The organism is Marinobacter sp. B-21 (assembly GCF_056857895.1).
Genome location: NZ_JBSXNZ010000064.1, coordinates 81,991 through 106,185 on the forward strand (window position 1 = coordinate 81,991; position 24,195 = coordinate 106,185).

Consider the following 24,195-nt stretch of genomic DNA (forward strand, 5'->3'; position numbering starts at 1 on the left):
TTCAGGCAGAAACAGGCTCGAACGATGAGGACCCGGCCCGGTCTTTCTCACCGTCTTTTTCAGCCATGGCGGAGACTGTTGAACTGCCGCACCAGCCCGGTGAACGCGTGCCGAACCCTGAACAGGAGAAGATACTCCGAAGGGCGTGGGAGAAACCGTTGGAAATACAGGAGGGAGTGAGGAAAGCACTTTCTTGGCCCCAGCTTGGCCCCAGCATGGCCCCAGGCTCAGGCCATAATATCCAGCAACGTTCCGAGCGTCTCGTCCGCGGTTTTCACCACCTGCGCTGAGGCTTCGACACTGCGCTGGTATATCTTGAGGTCAACAATGGGCTCAATCAGGTTCCCCGCACCCCCGGCAGTCCCCTGGGGACCATCTACGCCGCCACGGGCAATCTTACGGGCGGCATTTTCCATGCCGACCATGCCGTCCTGAATGCCCTGGATACCAACTGCGAGTGTGTTGTTGATCATAACAGCTCTGCCCGATGACCATTATTTGACTCGATTAAGCCACATTTTTGGTCATTTTTCAAACAGGGAATCAATATTGAGGTAACTTGCCAGCATCTCCGGACGCGACTGTTCAAGCCACGGCAGTATTCCCAGGCACGGCGACGCCATGTGATTGACCAGGTAGTCCAGGGTGTCCTGCTCACAACTCATGGGCTCTGGCTCGGTCCGGTTGGCAACCCAGCCCGCCAGCATCAGCCCGTCATTGCGTATGGCTTCTGCCGTGAGCAAGGCGTGATTGATGCAACCCAACCTGAGCGAGACCACGAGAATCACCGGCATGGCCAGCTGGCGCGGAAATTCTCCGTAAGTTTCCCGATCATTAAGTGGGACCCGCCAGCCTCCGGCACCCTCCACCAGCAGGAGGTCTGCAGGACGAATCTGCAAACCACGGCAGAACCCCACCAGGCGATCAACAGTAATGTGCCGGCCTGCCTGTTCAGCGGCCACGTGGGGCGCAATGGCCGGCTCCAGCGCAACTGGATTGATCAACTCATAAGCCAATGGTTCCGAGATGGCATTCTGCAGCATCAACGCATCTTCGTTGCGCAGGCCCTCGGGTGTCCGCTCACAGCCCGAGGCAATGGGCTTCATCGCCAGAGTCCGTTTCCTCATGGCTCGTGCGGCGTGCAAAATCGCGGCAGATACCATGGTTTTGCCTACACCGGTGTCGGTACCTGTTACGAAATAGGATTTTTTCGCCATACTTCAGTCCTGTCAGGGGCACAAGAATATGCCAGCCTATTTCCTGTTTTCCGGTAAGGCCTCAGGTTTTCTTCCAGTAAATCCAGGCGGCCTCGTAGCTTGCCATAACCGTTCCGTCCGGCTCTTTCGAATACTGCCTGCACATGTCCCGCATCCTGCCCGGCGCGGTCACAGCCTTGCGGCGTTCAGCGCCCCGGAAACCTGTGCCAAGATGCCTGAGCTCACCTGCCAGCATCATGGGCGACGTGTAGGGCAGGCGGATGGTTCGGGTTTCGATGGTCGCCTGTGGCAGTTCAGCGTTCACTTTTGCACGCAGGGCCGTTTCAGTCTCGAAGCGGTTTACATGTTCATGCTCCGGATCCGCAGCTCTCCAGGCGTGTTTCAGCTCCTTCAGCGTACCGTCGAGGAGGCTGGAGACCATCAGCCGTCCACCAGGGCGCAGTATCCGCCGGCATTCCCGGAACACCGCCCGGGGATCCTCACACCACTGGATCATCAGGTTACTGAAAATCAGGTCGCAACTTGCATCCTGCAAAGGCAGGTGCTCGGCATCGGCAATGATCCAGTCAACGTCTTGAGAACCTTTTTCCCGGGCTTCCTGCACCATACCCTGAGACAGATCTACCCCCGCCACTGCCCCCACCTGCTCCATTGCCGCGAGCTTGCGGGTGAACCAGCCCGTGCCGCAACCAAGATCCAAAGCGCCTGAATCTGCCGCCACCGCGTTGCGGGTCAGGAGCTTCTGCAGCATGGTGTTGCCCATGAAACGCTGCAATCTTGAGGCACTCTCGTAGGTGCTCCGCGCGTTACCAAAGCCCCGGGCAATATCCGCCTTGAGCGTCCGGGAGGCGCCTTTCAGGCCGCCCTGACTACCGGTCACGGAACTCATGACGCCCATGCTGACAACTCCGCCTTCGAAGCCAGAAAAGAACGGATTGCCCCCCAGCAATCCGCGGCCGAACATCCACCCGGCCAGTGCGCCATACCCTCGACCACCGTCTGGCGACTGACGACCGGAATCTCAAGGTCGCCGGCCCAGGGCCTGACAACAATGTCCTGCCCGCCCATCACGTGAAGGGCGGGTGTGGCGAGCGATTGCCAAAGCGCTCTTTGATCCCCGGCATCCAGCCATGCAAGGCTCTTACAGAGATGATCGTTTGACACCAGGGTGCCTTTTTCGAGCCACGGCTTGAGCTTTTGCCGCTCCTGCTTCTCGTCGGCCGCTCCGTTGATCATCAACAGAAGAAAATGCAGCCAGTACCGTTGCGGATCCTGGCGAATGCCCCGGGCAAAAGCCCTGAACTCACGGGCCGCCATTCCATGGGGCCAGCTCTCATCGGCGACAAATTTCGGAAAACCGCCGAGAGTGATCGCACAGGACACCGAACCGGTTTCCCGGCAGGCGGCCTCCATCACAATCTGGCTGCCGAGGGACCACCCCATCCAGACCGACGGCTCGGGATACAGCGACAGCAACTCCTCGGCCACTTCAGGCACGGAACTGCAGCGGGCCAGCAGTTCATCGTCCAGCGAAACCGGCATCACCTCACCCGGCCAGAAACCATAAAGCCCGGCCAGCATTTCCGCCCGGACACCCCAGCCACCGACAACCACCAGACGCGGACAGACTTTCGCGGAACTCATATCGCCACTTCCGTGCCCTGAGCCAGGTGACGACATTCCGACAGCGCGTTCAACAGACAATCGAGATTCTCCTGAGTATGTGCGGCACTGAACGTAACCCGCAAACGAGCCTCACCCACCGGAACGGTGGGTGGGCGTATCGCCGACACCAGCAACCCCCTGTCTTCGAGCGCCTGGCTCAACGCCAGAGCAGCGTGGTTATCACCAATCATGATCGGCTGAATGGGCGTGTGGGAGTGCATCAGATCATAACCCAGCGCAGACGCCTCTCTCCGGAACCGGGAAACCAGCCCCAACACATGTTCCCGGCGGGCATCATCGCGCTCGATCAGATCAATACTTGCGCAGGTCGCCAAGGCAAGCGCCGGCGGCATGGCCGTAGTATAGATGTAGGTTCGCGCTTTCTGAACCAGATAATCCATCAGCAGCGCCGGCCCGGCAACAAACGCACCGCTGGTACCGACCGCCTTGCCCAGGGTGCCGATCAGCACCGGAACATCCACTTCCGACAGTCCCGTTTCCGCCACACTCCCCCGCCCCTGGGGCCCGAGAACGCCAAGGCCGTGGGCATCGTCAACCACCAGCAGCGCATCATGGGCCCGGCAGACCCGCGCCAGCCCGGCCAGCGGCGCCACATCGCCATCCATACTGAACACACCGTCCGTCACCACCAGCTTGTGCCCGGACGTTTTCGCCAACATCGCCTCCAGCGCGGCAACGTCCCCGTGGGCATACCGGCGAACCCGGGCCCGGCTCAGAATACAGCCATCGATAATGGACGCATGATTCAGCCGATCCGAGAAAATCGTATCCCCGCGACCGGCCAGCGCCGAAATCACACCCATATTGGCCATGTAGCCGGTCGAGAAGAACAATGCCGAACTGCGCTCAGTGAATTCCGCCAGACGCTGCTCCAACTGGTGGTGCGCATCATGATGGCCACAGATCAAATGGGAAGCCGCGCCCCCAAGGCCCGTATCCGGAAGCGCGGCACGCAGTGCGTCAATGTTAGCGGGATGGTTGGCAAGCCCGAGATAATCGTTGCTGCAAAAGGATAACAGAGACTTGCCATCAGCAATCAGAGATGGCTGCTGAGGACCGGTTACCTGCCGACGAGTCCGGTAAAGCCCGGCTTGTTTACGTTCTTCGAGTTCAAGGCCAAAGTCCCGCACGATCGCACCTGGAAGTTAACTCAACGGCCCGGGCGAGGAGCGGGTAAGGCTCCCCGGGATTGTAGAGGGCCAAGGATGGCCCGAAACAAGCGCACATGGATGTGCCCGTAGCGTATCCCGGGGAGCCTTACCCGCTCCTCGCTTCCCCAGGGTCGAAAAAAGGTTCAGGCAGATTCCCGAGTAGCGTCATAGAACATATGGCGAGTCGCCTCATACTCCACCGCCTCGGCAATCGCCTCCTCTTCCTGTTCCTCGGAGGCACACTGCTGCCGCTGCTCCGGCCGGATTCCCAGACGCCTGAACAACAGCATATCGGCATCGGCTTCCGGGTTGGCAGTGGTCAACAGCTTCTCACCGTAGAAAATCGAATTGGCACCCGCCATAAAGCACAGCGCCTGCATCTGCTCATTCATATTCTCCCGGCCCGCCGACAGGCGTACGTGGGAAGCCGGCATCATGATCCGGGCCACCGCAATAATGCGAACGAACTCGAACGGATCCAGATCCTCCACATCCTCCATCGGCGTGCCCTTCACCTTCACCAGCATATTCACCGGCACACTTTCCGGATGGTGAGGCAGGTTCGCCAGCTGGACCAGCAGGCCGACGCGATCATCCTCATCCTCGCCCATACCCATAATGCCGCCGCAGCAAACCTTCATACCGGCTTTACGGACGTTATCCAGCGTATCCAGACGGTCCTGGTAGGTCCGGGTTGTGATGATGTGGCTGTAGTACTTCTCGGAAGTGTCCAGATTGTGGTTATAGTAATCCAGACCGGCCTCGGCCAGCTCTACCGCCTGCTCTTCCTTCAGCATGCCCAGGGTCATGCAGGTCTCCAGCCCGAGGGATTTCACCTGCCTGACCATATCCAGAACATAGGGCATGTCTTTCTTCGAAGGACTGCGCCAGGCCGCGCCCATACAGAACCGGGAGGCGCCCTTCTGCTTTGCCGCCTGAGCCTCGGCCACCACCTTCTCGATTTCCAGCAGCTTCTCTTTCTCGAGGCCAGTGTTGTAATGACCGCTCTGAGGGCAATATTTGCAGTCTTCCGGGCAGGCACCGGTCTTGATCGACAACAGCGTGCTCACCTGCACCTCGTTGGGATCAAAGTGCTCCCGGTGCGCACTCTGGGCACGAAACAGAAGATCGTTAAAGGGAAGCTCAAACAGCTCGCGGGCTTCCTGCAGTGTCCAGTCGTGACGGAGCTCTGTAGCGGTCATGTAAAAGTCCTGTTAACCTTTCCCGGTCTCGGGGTTTACGGATGAATCAGATGATAAAGGGACTGAACTGGCTGTCAACCTTCATTGAACGAAAGGTTAACAGCTTCAAGCAGGGCGGACGTTGCGTCGCCTGCCTTTCTTCCAACGCTTTCAGTGGCTTATGTCCGCCATGCCGGGAGGGCCTACCGGTTAACCGCTGGCACTGCCGCTGTTGCGCCCTGCCCCTGGCCTTCCCTTCTTCGGACCTGCTTTGCGGCGACTGTCTGAAATTCCCGCCTCCGTTCAAGACATCCTGCATTCCCTGGCGCTATCAGTATCCCCTGGATGGCATGATCGGCCGCTATAAATACAACGGGCAACGAAAGTTTGCGCGGCCGCTGCTCGCAGATTTTGCCAGCTTTCTTGAACAGGAACTGGGCAGCGGAACGATATCAAGACCGGACGTACTGGTGCCCGCCCCCATGGATTCGCGACGTCGGCGCCAGCGCGGCTTCAATCAGGCCCAGGATATTGCCGAGAATGCAGGGAGGCACCTTGGGATTACTGTGAATACCGGACTGGTGCAACGCGTTCGCCGGGTGCGGTCGCAACGGGAATTGAACCGGGAGGAGCGGCTGGCAAATCTTCGTGGGGTGTTTAAGGTGACGTCGGAGGTGCCTGAGCGGGTGGCGATTGTGGATGATGTGGTGACGACGGGGGCGACGGTTCGGGTTTTGGCGGGGGTTTTGCGGGAGGCGGGGGCGCGGGATATTCAGGTTTGGGCCTTGGCTCGGACCCCTGGCTAGTTTCTTTGTGGCTCCGTGCAAGTTGGCTCCGTGCAAGCGCCGTGCCGGCAGGCTCTCCCGGGATACGCTACAAGCTCATCCCTGAGCGCTTGATTCGGGCCATCCATGGCCCTCAACAATCCCGGGAGAGCCTGCCGGCACGGCGCCCAAACCCTGCGATACGTCGATCAAACCAGCTTTTTCTTAACCAAGTCTGCTATCGCCAAACATGAAGTCAGTCCAGGCGATTCAACCCCAAAGAGATTTACCAGCCCCGGTACGCCGTGATCTTCCGGGCCATCAATTCGAAAGTCCGCAAAACCGCCATCAGGTCCACACAGCTTTGGTCGGATGCCGGCATAGGCCGGTTGCAGACGGGATGGGTCCAGGGTTGGCCACCATTGGCGGATACCCCTGGCAAAGGTTTCGAGGCGGTTGGGGTTGACGGTGTAGTCTTCCTGTTCAATCCATTCCACGTCGGGACCGAAGCGGGCCTGGCCGGCCAGGTCAAGGGTCAGGTGAACACCCAGGCCGCCGGGTTCGGGGACGGGGTAGATCAGGGTGTTGAAGGGGTGGCGGCCGCTGTAGCTGAAGTAGACGCCGCGGGCGAACCATTGCTGCGGCTTGTGGTGGTCTGAAAGGCCTGCCCAGGTTTTGGCCAGGGGAACGGCGCCCAGGCCGGCAGCGTTGATGACCTGCGTCGCTTTTAGTGTCAGCGGATTGTCGCCTGCCACCCTGAGCAGGTGGTGGCCAGCAACGGACTCTGCCGCGACGACCGGTGACCGGAGGACGAGTTGGCCTCCGACACCCTGCAGTTCTCCGAGCAGCGAGAGCATGAGGCCATGGCTGTCGATGATGCCGGTCTCGGGTGACCAGAGGCCGGCGCAGGCGTTGATTTGAGGAACCTGACGGGTAACGGCATCCGCGTCATGCATGGCCAGTTTGACGCCATTGCGGGTGGCGGCTGCCTGGATATCCTCAAGTTTCCGGGCCTGCGAATCGCTGGCGGCAATAATCCATTTGCCACATTTCCGGTGGTTGATCTTGTGGCTCTGGCAGTAATCATAAAGGCGCTGACGGCCTTCCACACACAACCGGGCCTTCAGTGACTGCTCCGGGTAATAGATCCCGGCATGGATGACTTCGCTGTTTCGCGACGAAATACCTTCTCCGAAACGGTCTCCGCTTTCGAGAACGATCACATCGTGCCCGCTTTTTGCCAATGCGCGCGCAATGGCCAGGCCGACGACACCCGCTCCAATGACAACGGTTTCTGTTTCAAGGAGTTCTCCAGGCATCTCTTCCTGCTCCCGCTTAGCTGCCGATTACCGGAGCATACCCCATCCTCACACGCCAGCGGAAACCAGCCTCCGGGGTCTGAACACATTACTCAGGGACTCATACCGGTTATACTTGGCCCCGGAAATAAGTGCATGGAGCCCAGCGAGGATGTCTGACAGGAAGCAGTTTGTACTGGTAATGGTGGTGGCCGCCCTGTTTGCAGGCTGGCTCGGCTGGCGCGGTTTTGAGGTTGTCAGTCTTAATGAGCGCCTGAAAGCCGACGATGTGGTGTCCAGCTACCCCTACAAACATCGGGTACTGAGGGTGGAGGGTGATACCGCCATCATGAGCTCACTGCGCTCACACTCAACGTCTACCCGCCATGCACTGAGCGCTGTGTTCCCCAGCATGCGAAATCTCGGGGACAGTCACCGGGACTGGCAGCGCGCAGAGCGTGAACTGGCCCAGGTGCAGGCCCATGCAGGGGATGTTGTGCTTGGCGCTTCCGGCATATCCCGTATTCGCTGGGAGCTGGATGAAAACTGGTATCATCTGCAGTTCATGAAATCCAAATACGACACAAGGCTCTGACCTTCCACCATGACCCATGAACCCGCACTTGCAGCATCCACCCACCCCTATGATTCCCTGACCCCGGACACCATTCTGGACGCGATGGAAGACGCCGGGTTTGCAGTAAGTGGCCGGCTTTTTGCGCTGAACAGTTACGAGAACCGGGTCTATCAGGTGGGTTTGGACGAAGGCCCGCCGGTGATTACAAAATTCTATCGGCCCGGGCGATGGAGCGAAGCACAGATCCGGGAAGAACATGATTTCACTGGCGAACTGGCGCAGGCAGACATACCGGTCGTGGCGCCTATGCGGCAGGACTCCGGAGATACTCTCGGTCACCATGGCGAATTCCTGTTTGCCGTGTTCCAGCAGCGCGGGGGCCAGGCTCCGGACACCAGCGTGACAGACACCCTCTACAGGCTGGGTCAGTGGCTGGGCCAGATACACAACATCGGTGCCCGCAAGCCTTTTGCCCACCGGCCAGGCATTTCATTACTCGATGGCATTGAGTCCAGCAATCGGCTGTTAGTGGAAGGCGGCTGGATTCCAGCGGATCTCCGGCCCGCATGGGACAGCCTGATTCCGGATCTTCAGGCTCTGAGTGCTGCCCGTATTGATGAAGCGGGCCCCGTTGAGACCCTGCGCCTGCATGGCGACTGCCACGCGGGCAATATTCTCTGCCGGGAACAACAGATGCTGTTCGTGGATCTGGACGATTGCCGCTCCGGGCCGGCCATTCAGGATATGTGGCTGCTGCTTAATGGTGACGACTTCGAGCGCGGCGCCCAGCTCGGCGAACTGCTGGAAGGTTACGAGATGTTCCGTGATTTTAACCGCCGTGAACGCCACCTGATCGAGCCATTACGCTGCTACCGGCAAATCGCACACTGCGCCTGGCTGGCTAAACGCTGGGATGACCCCGCCTTTCCACGTTTTTTCCCCTGGTTTGCCCAACCCAGATTCTGGTCCGATCAGATTCTCTCGCTCCGGGAACAGCTCTCCGCCCTGCAGTCACCGGCAATTACGGTTCCAGGGCAGTACTGACCGCACATAAACACGCTAACACGCTTGAAATGAGGTAGGCATGAGCCAGAATGAGGCCCGTTACACCGTCCGAAGCCTGATCGTGACCGCGCTGGCTGCCATTATCGGCACTGTCCTGGTGCTTGAGATGACGGGCAGGATAAACCACACAAAGAACAAGGACAACGTCCCGGTTGGCGATTTCAAAGCCATTCATATCACCGGGGGTGAGACCTTCCGTATGTCTCCGAAAGCCTCGGAACTGCATGCCGTGTGCGAGAACGGCTACCTGGCCATTGCAGCGGATGTGGACCCGTCGTTCCGGGGCATCCTGGTCGATTACAAGAACCGCGGTGTGCGATGCAGACGCCCTTCACCAACCGGGCCGAAGGTTCCACGGCAGCCGGAGACACAAGACGGCAATGACTAGGCCCCGCAAACCTTCCGCCCCCCCCGAACAGGTGACGGACCGGCTGTTCGCCACCGAGCGCCGCCCGGAGGATTTCCGGTTTGATGCGTCGGTAGCACGGGTTTTCCCCGACATGATCCGCCGTTCGGTGCCCGGATACACCACCATCATTCCGATGATCGGGGTGATCACCGAGCAATACGCCCAGCCCGGCTCCCACTGCTACGACCTGGGCTGCTCGCTCGGTGCCTCGACCCTGGCAATGCGGCACGGAATCCCACATCGGGACTGTATCCTTGTGGGCGTGGACAACTCCAGGGCGATGATCGAGCGCTGCGAGCATTACATTGCCCTGGACGACAACAACCTCCCCGTTACCCTGCGTTGCGAGGACATTCTGGACACCGAACTGAGTAACGCCTCGGTCACAACGCTCAATTTCACCCTGCAGTTTGTCGACCCAGGGCAGCGGGCCGGCCTGCTTACCCGGATTGCCACGGCAACCCGGCCCGGGGGCGTGCTGATCCTGTCGGAAAAAATCCGGTTTGAAACCGAAAGCGAACAGGCAATACAGACCCGCCTGCACCACGAATTCAAGCGCGCCAATGGTTATTCAGATCTGGAAATCAGCCAGAAACGAACGGCCATTGAGCAGGTCCTGATTCCGGAAACAACCACCGCCCACAAGGCACGACTCCAGGCGGCAGGCTTCGATCAGGTTCTGGTCTGGTACCAGTGCTTTAACTTTGTTTCCATGCTCGCCATCAAGGCCAATACACCCGACACCGACTGACCATGGCAGAATTTGACTGGCAAACCCGATTCGGGCCGCTTCTTGATCAGCTTTCAGGTGACGATCTCGATGCCTGGGCTCAAACGCTCAGGCAGCAACTGATTCGCCGCTTTGACGACAATCCCCATGGCGATCTTGATCGCTGGCAAGCCGCCCTCGCCCGCCTGCCGGCTATGGCCGGTGTGGAGGCGCACCTGGACCGGTCCGCTGTAACCCTGACAGCGGCACATGCCCCGACACCGGAGCAGCAGGCGCACTTGCAGCAGGGGTTACGCGGGCTGATGCCCTGGCGGAAGGGTCCTTTTGAGCTCTTCGGCACCCGGATTGATACCGAATGGCGCTCCGACTGGAAGTGGGACAGAGTCTCCCCCTACCTTTCAGACCTGTCTGGCCGTCGTATTCTTGATGTCGGTTGTGGCTCCGGCTACCACTGTTGGCGGATGCTGGGTAATGGTGCTGGCCGGGTCATCGGCATCGATCCAGGCCTGTTGTTCATGTTCCAGTTCCTGAGCATCAAGGATTACCTGGGCCATGTGCCCGTGGACTTGCTGCCAGTCAGGATGGAGGATCTTCCGGAGGGTCTTGAAACCTTTGACACCACGTTTTCGATGGGCGTCCTCTACCATCGCAGGTCACCGCTGGACCATCTGCTCGAACTGAAGGGTACGCTCCGGAAAGGTGGCGAGCTGGTGCTGGAAACCCTGGTGGTTGAAGGCCCCGAGGGCTTCAGCCTGATGCCCGGGGATCGCTACGGGCAGATGCGCAATGTCTGGTTCCTGCCCACCTGCGACACCCTGCTGCGCTGGCTGGACCGCACCGGGTACCGCAATGCCAGAGTAGTTGATGTTACCGCCACGACAACCGAAGAACAGCGCAGCACCGACTGGATGCGATTCAATTCCCTGCAGGATTTTCTGGACCCGGACGATCCGTCGAAAACAGTTGAAGGCTATCCGGGGCCCCTTCGCGCAACGTTAATCGCCGAGAAACCCTGACACAAAAAAACCGCCGTGCCGTGTAGCAGGGCGGCTTTTCTTCCGTCAGTGTTTATTCACCAAACGGGTGACGGAGCGTGATGGTTTCAACCCGGTCCGGCCCGGTGGAGATTACGTCGATCGGCGCCTCAATCTGCTCCTCAAGGAAACGGATATAGGCCCTGGCGTTTTCGGGCAACTGGTCCAGGCTGGTCAGGCCGACAGTACTCTCGCTCCAGCCCGGCAGCTCGGCATACACCGGCTCGATGTCCCTGTAGGTGTCACAACCAATGGGTGGCCGGGTAATTTCGCCATTCGGCGTCTTGTAGCCGACACACACCTTAACCGTCTCCATCCCGTCCAGAACATCCAGTTTGGTGAGGCAGATGCCGGAAACGCTGTTGATCTGGATGGCGTGGCGCAGGGCAACCGCATCAAACCAGCCGCAGCGGCGGGAGCGGCCGGTGGTCGTCCCCACCTCATTACCCTTGACGGCCAGGTGCTGACCCATGTCGTCAAACAGCTCGGTGGGGAACGGGCCTGAACCAACGCGGGTGGTGTAGGCCTTGGTGATACCGAGCACATAGTCGAGAAACAGGGGACCGAAACCGGAACCGGTGGCGGTACCTCCGGCGGTGGTGTTGGAAGAGGTCACATACGGGTAGGTGCCAAGATCAATATCCAGCAGGGAGCCCTGAGCGCCCTCAAACAGGATGTTTTCACCACGCTTACGGAAATCATGGAGCATATCGGTAACATCCGCCGCCATCGGCAGGATTTCTTCGCCCATCTGTTTCAGCTCTTCAAGGGCCGCATCAATGTCTTCGGCCTCTTCCTTAAAGTACTCGGTCAGGATGAAGTTGTGGTACGACATGATCTCGCGCAGCTTCACCTCGAACTCCGCCGGGTTACACAGGTCGCCGAGGCGGAGGCCACGACGTGAAACCTTGTCTTCATAGGCCGGACCAATACCGCGGCCGGTCGTGCCAATCTTATCGACACCGCGGGCCCGTTCCCGGGCCTGGTCAATTCGGACATGGGTCCGCAGAATAAGGGGGCACGCCAGGCTGATCCGGAGACGGTCGCGAACAGCGACGCCATTGGCTTCCAGCTCACGCACTTCCTTGAGCAACGCCTCCGGCGACAGGACGACGCCGTTGCCAATCAGACAGTGAACATGCTGACGCAGGATACCGGAAGGGATCAGATGAAGCGCCGTTCTCCTGCCGTCAATCACCAGGGTATGGCCGGCATTGTGTCCGCCCTGGAAGCGAACAACGGCCGCGACCTTGTCGGTCAGCAGATCAACAATCTTACCCTTGCCTTCATCACCCCATTGGGTGCCCAGCACAACAACGTTTTTACCCATGATTCTCTCTCAATGCGGCTGCCCCGCAGGACAGGCGTTTCGCAAGTTTACCTGTAAGTGAAGTCACCGAAGCCCGGGGGCATCAGCCCAGCGCCTCTACGGCCCACCGGCCGCCCTGTTTAACCAGTTTCCGGTCACAACCTCTGGCGGCCGGATCCACACCGTTATCCTCGGGCAAGGCACGGACAACGGTTTCTGTCATTCTCAGGCCGGAAATCACGCCTTCCAGGGCCGGGTCATCATCCGCCGGCGCCCAGACTGCGCCGGACTTCCGTACCAGCCGCTCACCCAGGGAAACCAGTGCGCGGATATCGAGGCTGAACCCCGTCGCGGGCCGCGCCCGACCAAAATCACTGCCAATGGCGTCGTAGCGCCCGCCCTTGGCGACCGAGTCGCCATGGCCGGGAACGTAAGCCGCGAACACAAGGCCGGTGTGGTAGTTGTAGCCACGCAACTCGCAGAAGTCGAAGCCGAAACTGACTTCCGGGTAGTCCCGGCCCAGCAGGTCCGACACACGGCCCAACTGATCCAGTGCCGCATCCAGATTGTCGGATGCACCTTGCAGGACACGGCGCGCCCCGGCCAGCGCTTCCGGGCCGCCACTGACGCGGGCGAGCTCGCGCAGACGAGCACCGGCAGAGCCTGAGGCGCATTCGCCCAACAACCCGTCGAGCTCGGGCACCGACTTGCGAGCCATGGCATCAAAGATCGCAGCTTCGGTGTCGCGGTCAACATCCGCTTCGCCGATCAGGCTCTCGTAAATCGACACGTGCGCCAGATCCAGGTGAATACGCGGCAGCCCGGCAACCCGAAGGGTTTCCAGCATCAGGCTGATCACTTCCATATCCGCAGCTTCGGAGGCACTGCCAAAGAGCTCGCAGCCTGCCTGTATCGGCGTCCGTCCAGTCAGCATGTGGCGCGGGCGGGTATGCAGCACATGGCCTGCGTAGCAAAGGCGGGTTATGCCATCCTGGCCCAGGGTATGGGCATCGATACGGGCTGCCTGGGGCGTCATATCCGCCCGAACACCCATCATCCGCCCTGTCAGCTGATCGGTCAGCTTGAAGGTTTGCAGTTCCAGGTCGTGTCCGGTTCCGGTAAACAGGGATTCGAGGTATTCAATAAGCGGCGGGATTACCAGCTGATAACCCCAACGCTGGCAGGTATCCATTACATCCCGGCGAAGGGATTCGATCCGTCCGGCCAGCGGAGGCAGAATATCCTCTACCCCGTCCGGCAGTAACCAGCGATCAGATACTGTCATGAGATTCCGTTGTCCGTTATATCCGCACCGGCGCATTTGGCTGGGGGATCACACAGAATTTAAGGCGATACTCGGGCAGAAAACCCGACACAAAACCGCCAGAATTTTACACGGTTGGCAGGCACAAAAAAACCGGAATACGCCCGTATTCCGGTTTTTTTCAACACTCAGGCGGGTATCACTTCGCGCCCTGGGAGTCCTTAATGTACTTCATGAAATCGCCTTCGGAGTCGATCACCAGGATGTCGTCCTTGCTGGAGAACGCATTCTGGTATGCGGAAAGACTCCGATAGAAGCTGAAGAACTCACGGTCCTGGCTGTAGGCATCGGCGTAAATCTGCGCAGCCTCACCATCGCCCTGACCGCGAAGCTGCTCGGACTTGGAGAAGGCTTCCGCCAGGACCACCGTGCGCTGACGATCAGCATCCGCCCGAATCCCCTCGGCGGCTTCGCGACCGCGGGAGCGATACTCCTGAGCCAGCTTTTCCCGCTCGGTGGCCATACGGCGATACACGTTCGTGCGGACCTGCTCAGGTAATTCAATGGCCTTTATACGGATATCCAGCACCCGGATACCGAACTCTTTGAGCGCCGTTTCGTTGACCAGGTCCTTGAGTGAGGCCATCACATCATCACGTTCACCTGAGACCACCTCACGCATGGTACGGACACCAAACTCATTACGAAGGCCGTTATCCACCCGCGATAACAACAGATTCTGGGCCCTGAACTCGTCGCCACCGGTAGCGCGGTAGTAGGTATCCACGTCGGTAATCTGCCAGGCAATATAGGAGTCCACGTCCAGTGGCTTTTTCTCAATGGTGAGATACTGACGCGCCGGCAGGTCCATGGTAAGAACCCGAACATCAAACTTCCGCACTTCATCAATAACGGGGACTTTAAAGTGAATCCCTGCAGGAACGTTGGTCTCGATCAGTTCACCGAAACGCAGCAGAACGCCACGATGGGTTTCCGGAATAATGTAAACACTGGACGATACCAACAACAGAATGATGAGGGTACCAGCAAGACCGATAATGCTTTTGGGTCCCATGATTATCTCCCCGTTCTCGTGTTGGTGGACTGGCGATTGCGCAGTTCGCGAAGCACCTGATCCGTCAGGGACTGGATATCAGACTGGCCGGCCAGACCGCCGGCATCTGCGCTCTCGTTCCGGCCCGCCGCCAGGCTGGCGCCGCCCTGACGGGTCAGACGATCCAGCGGCAGGTACATCATATTACCGGCGGACTTGGTATCAACCAGCACTTTGCTGGAGCTGGCAAGCACGCTCTCCATGGCCTGCAGATACATGCGTTCGCGAGTGACATCAGGCGCCTTCTCGTACACGGCCAGCAGATCCTTGTACCGGGCGGTCTCACCAACCGCGCGCTCAACCACCTGGGCTTTGTATGCCGCCGCCTCCTCAACCATGCGCTGGGCCTGGCCGCGGGCTTCCGGCACAACCTTGTTGCGGTAGGTCTCTGCTTCTTCCTTGAGTTGCTGCTCGTCTTCACGGGCACGCTGCACTTCCCGGAAAGCATCCTGAACCGGGCCAGGCGGCTGGGTGCTTTCCACGTTGACCCGCACAATCTCAAGGCCAGCGCCGTACTGCTTCAGGAAACTCTGGATTCGCTGCTCGACGTTTACCGCAAGTTCAACCCGACCCTCAGTCAATACCGCATCCAGAGTGGCGCCGCCTGCTTCATGCCGAAGCGCACTGTCGGTGGCAAAGGCCAGGGCCTGGTTGGAGTCACGGACATTGAGCACGTAGTCACGGGCATTGCTGACCCGATACTGCACCTGCAGATCCACGCTGACCAGGTTCTCATCCTGAGTCAGCATCTGGCCCGTCGACTCGGCGGTACGGACGTTGGTTACCCGCACCTTGGTGACATCATCAATCAACGGCACCTTAAAGCGCAGGCCCGGGCTCTCTGTCCGGTCGTATTCCCCGAAACGCAGAACAACGGCCCGCTCCTGCTCGTCCACTGTGTAGAACGACTGGAAGATGACATAGCCCACGACAACAATGGCCGCCAGGGCGAGGATAGCGCCAAAACCAGCGCCGCCTCCGCCGGTACTGCCATCACCACTGCCGCCGGACTTGCCACCTTTGCCGCCCAACATCTTGTTGAGCTTGTCCAGCCCCTTCTTCAGTGCCTCATCGAGGTCTGGTGGACCCTGATCATTGCCGCGCCGACCACCACCGGTACCCCAGGGATCGTTGTCGTTACGGTTTCCACCCGGTTCATTCCAGGCCATAGTGCTCTCCATTACTGACTTATAAATAGAATGGCTGCAAATACTAGGGATTTATCTCCGCCCCGGCAATAGCCGTTCCGGTTTCAGGCATGGCCCAGCTCGAGCCTGACCGATTCTTCCTTCACTCCGGCCCGGCTCAGCAGCTGCAGCCAGTCCCGGTTCTGCAAACGAACTTCCAGCACCGTATCCCCCGTCTCGCGGTGCTCCTCGGTCAGCACCGACCCGGCCTCATGCAGCAACGCGCGCAGCTTGCCGTCGGCAGGCCCCAGCAAAACAAAATGATGCACAACGTCCTCTGCAAGTCTCTCCACAATGGCGTCGTAAAGACCGCCGAACCCTTCCCCGGTCACCGCGGACACCCAGACCCGCACCGGAACACCGTCTTCATTGCGCTCGATTCTCGGCGTGAAGTCTTCCAGCAGGTCAATCTTGTTGAACACCTGCAGTACGGGAATCTCATCTGCCCCGATCTCGGCCAGCACCTCTTCGACCTGCTCCATATTCTCGTCACGCCGGCTGTCGTGACTGTCAATAATGTGCAGCAAAATTGTCGCCTGTGTCGTTTCTTCCAGGGTTGCCCGGAATGCTTCGACCAGCTTGTGGGGAAGGTGGCGGATGAAGCCCACCGTGTCCGCCATTACGACCGGCCCGATATCCGGAAGTTCCAGGCGCCGCAGCGTCGGGTCCAGCGTTGCAAACAACTGGTCTGCAGCGTAGACGGAGGAAGTGGTAATCCGGTTGAACAAGGTTGATTTACCTGCGTTGGTATAGCCAACCAGAGACACGGCTGGAATGTCCGCACGCTGGCGGGCCCGTCGACCCTGGCGCCGCTGCCGGCGAACCTTTTCAAGACGCTTGTGGATCGATTTTATCCGTTCCCGGAGCAGGCGACGGTCGGTTTCAAGTTGGGTTTCGCCAGGGCCCCGAAGGCCGATGCCACCCTTCTGCCGCTCCAGGTGAGTCCAGCCACGCACCAGACGCGTTGACATATGCTCAAGCTGTGCCAGCTCTACCTGTAGCTTACCCTCGTGGGTACGGGCGCGCTGGGCAAAGATGTCGAGGATCACACCGGTGCGATCAAGCACCCGGCACTTGAGTTCATGCTCGATGTTTCTTTCCTGACGCGGGCTCAGCGCATGATTGAACAATACGACATCGGCTTCACTGGTGGTCACGGCGTCACGGATTTCTTCCAGCTTTCCCTCGCCAACGAAAAATCTCGGGCTGGGTTGCTTGCGGGAACCGGTCACAACACCCACCGGCTCAACGCCGGCGGACATCACCAGTTCCCGGAACTCGCCAGGGTCTTCCGTGCCGTCATGGGCAGTAAAATCGATGTGGACGAGTATCGCGCGCTCACCGACATCAGGACGTTCAAACAATTGGCATCAACTCCGGAACAGTGAAACTGTCAATATCATAAAAACAAACACCCGCGGCCATCAGACCCCAGAAAAGGGTCTTCCGGAACGCGGGTGCAATACCGGGGAAACGGATGGATCAGTCTTCAGACTCGCCCTCTCCTCCCGGAGCCTGCTGCGGAATGCGAACATTGCGGGCAGGAACCACCGTGGAAATAGCGTGCTTGTAGACCATCTGGCTGACAGTGTTTTTCAGCAAAATCACGAACTGGTCGAAAGACTCGATCTGGCCCTGGAGTTTGATACCATTAACCAGAAAGATGGAAACCGGAATGCGCTCCTTGCGCAAGGCGTTAAGGTAAGGGTCTTGTAACGAATGCCCTTTTGACATGTGTTTTCTCCTGTTTTAGTGGGTGCAGATGCTTCAGCAGGTGCAGATCGTCATTGGTCAGAGTTAAATGTGGTGCGAAGTCTGATTTTTTTCAAGGCTGCCTTGGCGATAAGTTTGTCTTCACTGTCCAGCCAGTCCACATCGGACCACTTACGCAACCAGGTCAACTGCCGCTTCGCCAACTGGCGTGTGGCGGCAATACCCTTGCTTACAAATGTGTCGTAGTCGTCCGCCCCGGACAAATAGCTCCAGGCCTGGCGATAGCCAACACAACGCATGGAAGGGAGGTCAGGGTGCAGGTCTTCCCTGAGCATCAGTGCCTGCACTTCGTCGATAAAACCCGAGTCCAGCATCTTCAGGAAGCGCTGGCGGATTCTCTCGTGAAGCACCCGCCGATCCGGTGGCATCATGGCAAGCTGCACGACAGTATACGGTAGCAAAGGTGTTTCGTCTGCCTGCCAGCGGGTGAAATAGGTGTAATCCTCAATATCGCTTCTGCTGGCAGGCTCAGGCACTCCCTCGTTTTTACCGGCAACCTCTGCCTGCCAGAACCCTGAAATCGGCCTGCCGGTCACTCGGAGGACTTCCAGGGCCCGCAGCAATCGCTGGCGATTGTTCGGATGTATCCGCTCCGCCGCAACAGGATCCCCACTGTGCAGCTCCCGGTGCAGCGCTTCCCAGCCCCGCACCTCAGCCTCCCGCTCCAACACCCTGCGCACGTCCGGGCTCGCCGCGGGCAAACCGGACATGCCATGCAGCAATGCCTTGAAGTACATCATGGTTCCACCCACCAACAGGGGTATCCGGCCCGCTGCCGTGATCCCGGCCATGGCAGCGAGGGCGTCGCGGCGAAAGTCCGCGGCCGAGTAGGTTTGTGCCGGATCGCAGATATCGATCAGGCGATGGGGGGCCCGGGCCAGTTCTTCCGCCGTCGGCTTGGCGGTGCCGATATCCATGCCACGGTATATCATGGCCGAGTCAACACTGATGATCTCGCAAGGTAGCTGCTCGCACAGGGACATGGCCAGGTCGGTTTTACCGGACGCCGTTGGCCCCATCAGAAAAATGGCCGGAGGCAGGGACACCTCAACGCCCCCGCAGGAACAGCTTGTCCAGCTCGGACAGGGTGACCAGTGTCCAGGTCGGCCGGCCGTGATTGCACTGGCCGCTTCGCTCGGTGGCTTCCATGTCCCTGAGCAGCGAGTTCATTTCCGGTATGGTGAGCTGACGGTTCGCCCTGACCGAGCCATGGCACGCCATGGTACCCAGCAGTTCGTGCGTCACCGCTTCCACCCGGTCGCTCTGACCATGCTCAATGAGGTCCGCCAGCACGTCACGCACCAGTTGCTCAGCGTCAGCGCCTCGCAAAAGCGCCGGCACCTGCCGGACAGCCAGGGTTTCCGGGCCGATCCGTTCTATCTGCAGGCCAAGCCTGTGCAGCTCATCGCCGTGGCTCTCGGTCAGGGCGGCCTCTTTCTGGCTGACCGCCAGAGACAGCGGAACCAGCAATGGCTGGCTTTTCAGGTCCTGTTCGGCAAGGGCCCGCTTCATCCGTTCATAGGTTATGCGCTCGTGAGCAGCATGCATATCTACCACGATCATCCCTGCCCGACCCTGGGCGAGAATATAGATCCCGTGCAGTTGGGCAATGGCATAGCCAAGTGGCGGCTCCTCATCACTGTCCACCGGCGGCGTCGGCATGGGTCTGGCAGAACCGTCACTGATCGGTGTCGACTGTGGGCTTGCGGTTCCACCACCGGCGTTCAGGGACTGATAGAACGCCATCTGATCGCTGGCGCGCCATTCCTGCCGAGGCTGTGAGGGGCCACCGAAACCGGCTGGTGCGCCGGAATGGCCGTAACTCGGCAGCGCTGGCTGGCCATTCCAGGAAGCGCCCCCAGAAGTAGTCATGGCCGGTGAACTTTCCGTCTGAGCCGACGCTTCACGACCAAAGGATTGGGCGACCGCACCTCGGAAATGATCATCCGGCCGAACATCGGCCAGGGCCTTATGCAGGGTTCTGAAGATAAAATCGTGAACCAATCGGCCGTCCCGGAAACGGACTTCGTGTTTTGTGGGGTGCACATTCACATCCACCGTGGCCGGGTCTACCTCCAGGTACAGCACAAAGGCCGGATGCCGGTTGTTATAGAGAACATCCCGGTAGGCCTGGCGCACGGCATGAGCCACCAGCCGGTCACGAATCACCCGGCCGTTGACAAAGAAATACTGCAGGTCCGACTGACTGCGGGAGAATGTCGGCAGCGCAACCCAGCCCCACAGACGAAGCCCCGTTGCTTGCGCATCGATAACCACCGCATTGTCGATGAATTGCTGCCCGCACAGGGCACCGATCCGCCGCTCCCGGTCAAGGGCTGAATCGGCAGGCCTCAGGCTTTGAACAACCCGCTGGTTATGACGGAGGGTGAAACCGGCATCAAACCGGCTCAGGGCCTGCCGGCGCAGGCACTCCTCCACGTGGTTGAATTCGGTTTTTTCGGTGCGCAGAAACTTGCGGCGGGCCGGGGTATTAAAGAACAGATCCCGCACTTCAACGGTAGTGCCCACCGGGTGTGCTGCGGGCGAGATCCTGGCGTCCATCTCCCGGCCTTCCACTTCCACCCGGGAGGCGGCTTCCTGTTCTGCTGTCCGGGAGGTCAGCGCCAGGCGGGAAACCGAACTGATACTGGCGAGCGCCTCGCCACGGAAGCCCAGGGAGGCAACGGCTTCCAGGTCATCAAGGCTGGCAATCTTGCTGGTAGCGTGGCGGCTCAGGGCCAGCGGCAAATCGTCCTCTTCAATACCGCTGCCGTCGTCCCGCACGCGGATCAGCTTGACGCCGCCCTGCTCCACCTCAACATCAACCCGGGTGGCACCGGCATCCAGGGCGTTTTCGACCAGTTCCTTGACGACAGATGCGGGGCGCTCCACCACTTCACCCGCGGCAATCTGGTTCGCGAGCCGTGGTGACAGCAATCGAATGGGGGGCATATTACGGGAAAACCTCTTGATCAGGACGCGGGAATACGAATGGTTTGCCCTACCATAACACGGTCATCCCGCAGGTCGTTATACTGCATCAGCTCACTGACCGTGGTCTGGTTTTGCCTGGCCACTCCGGAAAGCGTGTCACCATGCTGGATCCGGTAATGACTGACGCTGTTTCCACCTTGGCGATTCTGCTTCTGCCAGGCCAGCAAGGTGCCCGGCGGCGGGGTTTTCTGAAAGTAATCGTCAACGCCTTTCATAATAGCGCCGGCCAGCTTGTTGCGGTACCACTCAGTCGTCAGGTTTTTCTCTTCCTGGGGATTGGATATGAACCCGGCTTCCACGAGGATAGAGGGAATATCCGGAGACTTCAGCACCACAAACGACGCCTGTTCCACACTCGGCTTATGCAACTCCGCTACGCGTCCGAGCTTACCAAGAACCGAACTGCCAACACCGAGGCTGGCATTGATACTGGCGGTCATGGACAGATCCAGCAACACGCCTGCAAGCGTGTCATCACGGCCATCCAGGGACAATCCGCCAGCACCACCTATCAGGTCTGAACGATTTTCGCTGTTTGCCAGCCAGCGGGCGGTTTCACTGGTCGCCCCGCGCTGGGACAGGGCGAAGACCGACGCTCCCTTCGGCTGGGGCGTGCGGAAAGCATCTGCGTGTACGGATACGAACAGGTCGGCATTGTACTTTCTGGCCAGCAGCGTCCGGTTGCGAAGGCCAATGTAATAGTCGCCTGTCCGGGTCAGCTTGGCGGTGTATCCCGGCCGGTCATTGATCAGACCGGCAAGGGTATTCGCCATTTTCAGAACCACATCTTTCTCGCGCGTACCCCTGGGACCGATAGCGCCCGGATCCTCACCGCCATGGCCGGCATCAATCACCACGATAACATCCCGCTTGCCTGCCGAATCCTGGGTAACGGTTGGTTTGGCAGCCTTTTCCAGACGGCTGCCGCTCTCGTCAATCAGATCAACGACCAGCCGGTGGCCATATTGCTGGTTCGGCTCAAGCTGAAAGCTCCGGGGCTTGATGTCGGTTTCCAGATCCAGAACCACCCTCAGATCGTCTCCGTTGCGAGGCGCACTGCGAATCCGCTTGATCGGGCTGCCGGAAAGGTCCAGCCCTGAGAAATCCGCTTTCAGGCGGGTATTCTTGAGATCGATAACCAGGCGGGACGGCCCTGACAGGGAAAAGATGTTGTGCTCTACCTGCCCGGCGGTATCGAATACCAGACGGGTGTGGTCCGGCGCCGGCCATATCCGCGCACTTTCTACCTGTGTTCCGGCGAAAACGGGCAGCGCCAGAACCGCCAGTAACAGTGTCAGCGGCTGGACCAGTCTTGTTTTGAGTTCAGCGATTCTCATACAGCCTACCTGCCAGTTTCCATCAGGTTCCCGACCTAGTTGTGGCCCGGACCAATCAATTGCAGCTCATTGAGCACCGAGGCACCCCGCTCAGAACGGGCTCTGATAACGACGGAACGCCCCTCACCCTGCCGGTCCAGATGAATCTCCAGATCAGGGTCGGGCAGAATTCCTTTTCCCCGCTCGGGCCATTCGATCAGACACAGATTATCGCCGGCGAAGTAATCCCGGATGCCCATATATTCCAGCTCTTCCGCATCGCCGAGCCGGTAAAGATCGAAATGGTACGCCGGCGGCTCCAGGTCCTCATAGGGTTCCACCAGGGTATAGGTGGGACTTTTTACCGCGCCGGTGTGGCCAAGCCCACGCATGACACCCCGGCTGATGGTGGTTTTGCCCATACCCAGGTCGCCTTCCAGACAGATCACCAGGCCTCGGCCGGATTCGGCAACACGTCTCGCCAACTCCCGGCCAAGCTGTTCAGTTTCAGCCTCGCTTTCGAGAAACAGGCGGCGCTCATTCCCTGTCATGCTCATAAATCCCCCAGCACCCGACTGGGTTCAGACTCGCGGAATACCAGCGGCAGCGCATCAATCACATCGTTGGGTATCAACCCCATGAACCCCCGGGTCTCTGAGGCTTTGTCAGCCGCAGCCAGATGCACCGAAGCGCCGAGAACGGCCGCTTTGTCCGTCTCGCCAAGCTGGGCGTAAACGGCGCCAAGGATGCCTGACAGCACATCGCCCATACCACCGGTGGCCATTCCCGGGTTGCTGCCGCTGATAATATCGGCCGCTGCGTGTCCCGAGGCGACCACTGTGCCCGCCCCCTTCAGTAGCACAGTCCCGCCGTACATGGCCTGTAATCTATTGGCAGCGGCCACTCGGTCAGCTTCCACTTCCGGCACCAGACAGTTGAGCAATCTGGCGGCTTCGCCCGGATGAGGCGTTAAAATATGGTTATCCGCCGGTATGGCAACCCGACCAGACAACAGATTCAGCGCGTCGGCATCCAGAACCCGGGCCTTACCGCTGGAAATAACCTGTTCCAGCATCTGCTGGCCCCAGGCGCTGCGGCCTATCCCAGGGCCACAGACTATAACCGAGGCTGCTTCCAGCAACGGTGGCAATTCCGAGCCATGGATCAGGCCATGAGCCATCACAGAGGGGCACCTGGCCAGCGCGGCACTCACATGCTCGGGCCGGGTTGCCAGGGAAACAAGACCCGCCCCTGAGCGCGCTGCGGCCTCTGCCGCCAACAGGCCGGCCCCTCCAAACCCCCGGTCGCCGGCCACCACCAGTACATGCCCGAAACGGCCTTTATGGGCATTTGCCGGTCTTTCCGGCAACCAGGACATAACCGACGCCCAGTCACGACGGTGCGCAACCGGCTGCTGACCACTACCAGCAACCCCCTCAGCCGTGCCGAGGGGCTCAAACACAACCTCACCGGACACTGCGGCCCCCTGACCGGTAAACAGGCCAGCTTTAAGCCCGATAAACGTGACAGTCATTGTTGCCCTTACCACGTCACCCCCGGCTGCCCCCGTGGTCGCATTCAGCCCGGAGGGTAAATCCACCGAAAGCACCGGCGCTGACGCCTGGTTGCACCGCCTTATCAGCGCGGCAAAGGGTTCGCGGGGCGCCCCCGATGCGCCGGTACCCAGCATGGCATCAACAATCATTCCGGCACTGGCAAAACGCCCGTTGAGGCCAGATTCCGGAATACCCTCCAGTTCATCGACATCCACGCCGTCTGCCAGCGCCTTTTGCCAGGCCTTTCTCGCATCACCGGTGAGCTTTTTGGTTGGTGCGACGGCCACACAACGAACATCCATACCATGACGTTGAGCGTTGGCGGCAATCAGGTAGCCGTCGCCACCATTGTTTCCGGCACCACAGAGAACCAGCACCGGACCACCGTCCCGCCAGTGCCGGACCAGACAGCGAAACGCCGCCTGGGCGGCAGACTGCATCAGTTCAAAACCATCAACACCCTGCTGATCAATCACATAGCGATCAATCTGTCTGACCGCATCGGCGGAAAACAGCGCGTCTGGTAGACTGTGCGCAGCGGACGGCGGCATGAACCTTTGCTCCCGTTAC

Annotated in this window: 24 protein-coding genes; 6 read left to right on the top strand and 18 right to left on the bottom strand. The window is 59.6% G+C overall.

The genetic code is table 11. The features are described from left to right. Positions 1-227 precede the first annotated feature (227 nt). The 6 genes from AC13C0_RS07385 to bioB form a co-directional block, all read right to left on the bottom strand. The gene (locus AC13C0_RS07385) at positions 228-473 is read right to left on the bottom strand and encodes a flagellar basal body rod C-terminal domain-containing protein (protein ID WP_117617806.1); all 246 of its coding nucleotides are present in this window, start codon (positions 471-473) and stop codon (positions 228-230) included. Positions 474-524: 51 nt separating this feature from the next. Beyond that, on the bottom strand, positions 525-1,217 hold the full coding sequence (bioD, locus tag AC13C0_RS07390; RefSeq protein WP_482954204.1) for a dethiobiotin synthase: 693 nt from the start codon (positions 1,215-1,217) through the stop codon (positions 525-527). A gap of 61 nt (positions 1,218-1,278) precedes the next feature. Continuing rightward, positions 1,279-2,115 carry a malonyl-ACP O-methyltransferase BioC gene (gene bioC / locus AC13C0_RS07395; RefSeq protein ID WP_482954205.1) on the bottom strand — a complete coding sequence of 279 codons (837 nt, stop codon included), beginning with the start codon at positions 2,113-2,115 and terminating at the stop codon, positions 1,279-1,281. Beyond that, the gene (locus tag AC13C0_RS07400) at positions 2,103-2,861 is read right to left on the bottom strand and encodes an alpha/beta fold hydrolase (protein ID WP_117617809.1); all 759 of its coding nucleotides are present in this window, start codon (positions 2,859-2,861) and stop codon (positions 2,103-2,105) included. The genes bioC and AC13C0_RS07400 overlap by 13 nt, the downstream gene beginning before the upstream one ends. Beyond that, a complete protein-coding gene (bioF, locus tag AC13C0_RS07405; RefSeq protein ID WP_482954206.1) occupies positions 2,858-4,033 on the bottom strand; it encodes an 8-amino-7-oxononanoate synthase in 1,176 nt (391 codons plus the stop codon). The genes AC13C0_RS07400 and bioF overlap by 4 nt, the downstream gene beginning before the upstream one ends. A 164-nt stretch (positions 4,034-4,197) precedes the next feature. Continuing rightward, positions 4,198-5,256, bottom strand: a complete 1,059-nt coding sequence (gene bioB, locus AC13C0_RS07410; RefSeq protein ID WP_482954207.1) for a biotin synthase BioB — start codon at positions 5,254-5,256, stop codon at positions 4,198-4,200. A gap of 41 nt (positions 5,257-5,297) precedes the next feature. Between bioB and AC13C0_RS07415 the strand changes: the two genes are divergently transcribed. After that, positions 5,298-6,041: a ComF family protein gene (locus AC13C0_RS07415; RefSeq protein WP_482954208.1), complete on the top strand. Its 744-nt coding sequence runs from the start codon at positions 5,298-5,300 to the stop codon at positions 6,039-6,041. A 167-nt stretch (positions 6,042-6,208) separates the two neighbouring features. Here the strand turns inward: AC13C0_RS07415 and AC13C0_RS07420 are convergent, their stop codons facing one another. Then, positions 6,209-7,318: an NAD(P)/FAD-dependent oxidoreductase gene (locus tag AC13C0_RS07420; RefSeq protein WP_482954209.1), complete on the bottom strand. Its 1,110-nt coding sequence runs from the start codon at positions 7,316-7,318 to the stop codon at positions 6,209-6,211. Between the two features lie 151 nt (positions 7,319-7,469). On the opposite strand from AC13C0_RS07420, the gene AC13C0_RS07425 reads away from it, so the two are divergent. From AC13C0_RS07425 to cmoB, 5 genes are read left to right on the top strand one after another with little or no spacing between them, the layout of a single operon-like run. Further along, positions 7,470-7,892, top strand: coding sequence for a hypothetical protein (locus AC13C0_RS07425; RefSeq protein WP_303285046.1), 423 nt, complete (start codon positions 7,470-7,472; stop codon positions 7,890-7,892). A gap of 9 nt (positions 7,893-7,901) precedes the next feature. Beyond that, positions 7,902-8,918: a serine/threonine protein kinase gene (locus AC13C0_RS07430; RefSeq protein WP_303285047.1), complete on the top strand. Its 1,017-nt coding sequence runs from the start codon at positions 7,902-7,904 to the stop codon at positions 8,916-8,918. 40 nt (positions 8,919-8,958) lie between these two features. Then, the gene (locus AC13C0_RS07435; RefSeq protein ID WP_303285048.1) at positions 8,959-9,327 is read left to right on the top strand and encodes a PA3694 family proteiin; all 369 of its coding nucleotides are present in this window, start codon (positions 8,959-8,961) and stop codon (positions 9,325-9,327) included. Continuing rightward, positions 9,320-10,099, top strand: coding sequence for a carboxy-S-adenosyl-L-methionine synthase CmoA (gene cmoA / locus AC13C0_RS07440; RefSeq protein ID WP_303285049.1), 780 nt, complete (start codon positions 9,320-9,322; stop codon positions 10,097-10,099). The genes AC13C0_RS07435 and cmoA overlap by 8 nt, the downstream gene beginning before the upstream one ends. A 2-nt stretch (positions 10,100-10,101) precedes the next feature. Beyond that, complete coding sequence (gene cmoB, locus AC13C0_RS07445) at positions 10,102-11,094, top strand: tRNA 5-methoxyuridine(34)/uridine 5-oxyacetic acid(34) synthase CmoB (RefSeq protein ID WP_303285050.1); 993 nt, start codon at positions 10,102-10,104, stop codon at positions 11,092-11,094. A gap of 52 nt (positions 11,095-11,146) precedes the next feature. Here cmoB and AC13C0_RS07450 read toward each other — a convergent pair whose 3' ends face one another. The 11 genes from AC13C0_RS07450 to AC13C0_RS07500 form a co-directional block, all read right to left on the bottom strand. Beyond that, positions 11,147-12,442 (bottom strand): adenylosuccinate synthase, encoded by a 1,296-nt coding sequence (locus AC13C0_RS07450; protein ID WP_303285051.1) that lies wholly within the window; start codon positions 12,440-12,442, stop codon positions 11,147-11,149. Positions 12,443-12,524: 82 nt separating this feature from the next. Continuing rightward, positions 12,525-13,706, bottom strand: coding sequence for an ATP phosphoribosyltransferase regulatory subunit (locus tag AC13C0_RS07455; RefSeq protein ID WP_482954210.1), 1,182 nt, complete (start codon positions 13,704-13,706; stop codon positions 12,525-12,527). Between the two features lie 178 nt (positions 13,707-13,884). Next, entirely contained in the window at positions 13,885-14,760 is an 876-nt protein-coding gene (gene hflC, locus AC13C0_RS07460; protein ID WP_303285054.1) for a protease modulator HflC, read from the bottom strand. 2 nt (positions 14,761-14,762) lie between these two features. Next, positions 14,763-15,968 carry an FtsH protease activity modulator HflK gene (hflK, locus tag AC13C0_RS07465; protein ID WP_303285056.1) on the bottom strand — a complete coding sequence of 402 codons (1,206 nt, stop codon included), beginning with the start codon at positions 15,966-15,968 and terminating at the stop codon, positions 14,763-14,765. Positions 15,969-16,051: 83 nt separating this feature from the next. After that, positions 16,052-17,350 (bottom strand): ribosome rescue GTPase HflX, encoded by a 1,299-nt coding sequence (gene hflX, locus AC13C0_RS07470; protein ID WP_482954211.1) that lies wholly within the window; start codon positions 17,348-17,350, stop codon positions 16,052-16,054. Positions 17,351-17,468: 118 nt separating this feature from the next. Next, on the bottom strand, positions 17,469-17,720 hold the full coding sequence (gene hfq / locus AC13C0_RS07475) for an RNA chaperone Hfq (RefSeq protein WP_008170056.1): 252 nt from the start codon (positions 17,718-17,720) through the stop codon (positions 17,469-17,471). Positions 17,721-17,770: 50 nt separating this feature from the next. Beyond that, positions 17,771-18,778 (bottom strand): tRNA (adenosine(37)-N6)-dimethylallyltransferase MiaA, encoded by a 1,008-nt coding sequence (gene miaA, locus AC13C0_RS07480; RefSeq protein ID WP_303285230.1) that lies wholly within the window; start codon positions 18,776-18,778, stop codon positions 17,771-17,773. Between the two features lie 28 nt (positions 18,779-18,806). Then, positions 18,807-20,711 (bottom strand): DNA mismatch repair endonuclease MutL, encoded by a 1,905-nt coding sequence (mutL, locus tag AC13C0_RS07485; protein ID WP_482954212.1) that lies wholly within the window; start codon positions 20,709-20,711, stop codon positions 18,807-18,809. Between the two features lie 20 nt (positions 20,712-20,731). Further along, positions 20,732-22,090 (bottom strand): N-acetylmuramoyl-L-alanine amidase, encoded by a 1,359-nt coding sequence (locus AC13C0_RS07490; protein ID WP_117617824.1) that lies wholly within the window; start codon positions 22,088-22,090, stop codon positions 20,732-20,734. 35 nt (positions 22,091-22,125) lie between these two features. Further along, positions 22,126-22,626, bottom strand: a complete 501-nt coding sequence (gene tsaE, locus AC13C0_RS07495) for a tRNA (adenosine(37)-N6)-threonylcarbamoyltransferase complex ATPase subunit type 1 TsaE (RefSeq protein WP_117617825.1) — start codon at positions 22,624-22,626, stop codon at positions 22,126-22,128. Continuing rightward, complete coding sequence (locus AC13C0_RS07500; RefSeq protein WP_482954213.1) at positions 22,623-24,176, bottom strand: NAD(P)H-hydrate dehydratase; 1,554 nt, start codon at positions 24,174-24,176, stop codon at positions 22,623-22,625. The genes tsaE and AC13C0_RS07500 overlap by 4 nt, the downstream gene beginning before the upstream one ends. Between the last annotated feature and the right edge of the window lie 19 nt (positions 24,177-24,195).